This window comes from Streptomyces sp. NPDC006283 (assembly GCF_040613325.1).
Classification (GTDB): domain Bacteria; phylum Actinomycetota; class Actinomycetes; order Streptomycetales; family Streptomycetaceae; genus Streptomyces.
The window spans coordinates 1-1614 of record NZ_JBEXRZ010000455.1 but is presented as its reverse complement, the minus strand read 5'-3'; the positions used below and the strand labels follow the sequence as shown (position 1 = coordinate 1614).

2 protein-coding genes are annotated in these 1614 nt (G+C 70.1%); both read right to left on the bottom strand.

Annotated elements, in window-relative coordinates:
* Nucleotides 1-210 precede the first annotated feature (210 nt).
* Entirely contained in the window at nucleotides 211-726 is a 516-nt protein-coding gene (locus ABZ070_RS37240; protein ID WP_356640624.1) for an SRPBCC domain-containing protein, read from the bottom strand.
* Between the two features lie 43 nt (nucleotides 727-769).
* Nucleotides 770-1614 (bottom strand): c-type cytochrome biogenesis protein CcsB (gene ccsB / locus ABZ070_RS37235; protein ID WP_356640622.1); only part of this gene is annotated, 845 nt, incomplete at its 5' end.

Here is a 1614-nt window from a genome sequence, read left to right as displayed (position 1 = left end):
GCCCGCAGGGCGTAGGGGGAGGGGTCTGGTGCCGTGGATCGCAAGGCGGAGGTGGGGGTACCTCCAACGCCGAAGGCGTAGGGGGAGGAGGCATGGCGGAGCCATGCCGACCGACGACAACGCGGCGTGGGGGCACCTCCCACGCCGAAGGCCGTGGGGGCCGGCGCGGTGCCAGGGCCCACGAGCCCGGCATGATCCGAACGAGAGGCCCTACGCCGTGGCGTACGTGTCCCGCAGCTGCTGCCAGCGGGTCGGCGTCCAGGTCTCCCAGTCGGTCGTGGGCCGCCCCTCCAGGGCGTCCGCGAGCAGCTCGAAGTGGTTGTGCCAGCCGGCCAGGCAGTCGAGGAGCACCTCGTCGTCGCATCGGAGTTCGTTGGTGAAGCGGAGCACGGTGCCGTTGTCGCCGTGCGGCTCGAGGTGGAAGCGGATGCGGCCGTGGACCGAGACCGTGTACTCGGCGACGCGCTCCGCGTCCCATGCGGTGACATGCCCTTCGGCGACCGTGTGGCGCCCCTCCGCGTCCGCGTTGAGCCAGCGCAGCGTGACCGCGCCGCCGACTCTCGGTTCGAGAACGTCGGCGGCGCAGAGCCAGCTCGGCAGGCCCTCGGGCGTGGCGACGGCGGCCCACAGCCGGATCACCGGATGCGGCAGACGCAGCTCGAACCGCAGCAGGTGAGTACCGTCGTCACGGGATTCGGCGGTGCCCCTGGGGATCACGTCGTGCATGTGCATGCATCCAGCGTCACCCTTCGATGGCGCGGGCGCTACCTCACTCGACGCCCGCGTACGAGTGCAGGCTGTTCACGAACATGTTCACGCCGTAGTAGTTGAACAGCCAGCAGGCGAAGGCGATCAGCGCCAGGTAGGCCGCCTTGCGGCCCTTCCAGCCGGCGGTCGCGCGGGCGTGCAGGTAGGCCGCGTAGGCGACCCAGGTGATGAACGACCAGACCTCCTTGGCGTCCCAGCCCCAGTAGCGGCCCCACGCGTCGCCGGCCCAGATCGCGCCCGCGATGATCGTGAACGTCCACAGCGGGAACACGGCCGCGTTGACGCGGTACGCGAACTTGTCGAGCGAGGCGGAGGCGGGCAGCCGTTCCAGGACCGAGGTGGCGAACCGGCCGGGCTTGCCGCCCTTGGCCAGCTTGTTCTCGTAGGAGTCACGGAACAGGTAGAGCACGGTGCCGACGGCGCCGAGGTAGAAGACCGCGCCGCAGAAGATGGCGGTGGAGACGTGGATCCACAGCCAGTACGAGTCCAGGGCGGGGACCAGCTGGTCGCTCTCGGTGTAGAGCCAGGTCACCGCGATACCGAGGTCGAGCAGCACGGTGGTGACCAGGGGCAGACCGGCCCAGCGGACGTTCTTCTTCGCGATCAGGAGCGCCAGGTACACACCCACGACGACGGTCGAGAAGGTCGTGGAGAACTCGTACATGTTGCCCCACGGAGCGCGCTGCACCGACAGGGCTCGAGCGGTGACTCCGGCCGCCTCCAGCAGGAAGGCGAGCGCCGTCAGCGAGACCGCGATCCGGCCGTACAGGTCGCCCTGCTCGGTGCCGCCGTGCGCGCCGGGGCCGTCGAATTGACCACGGTGCCGGTGTCGTCGAACCGGATGCC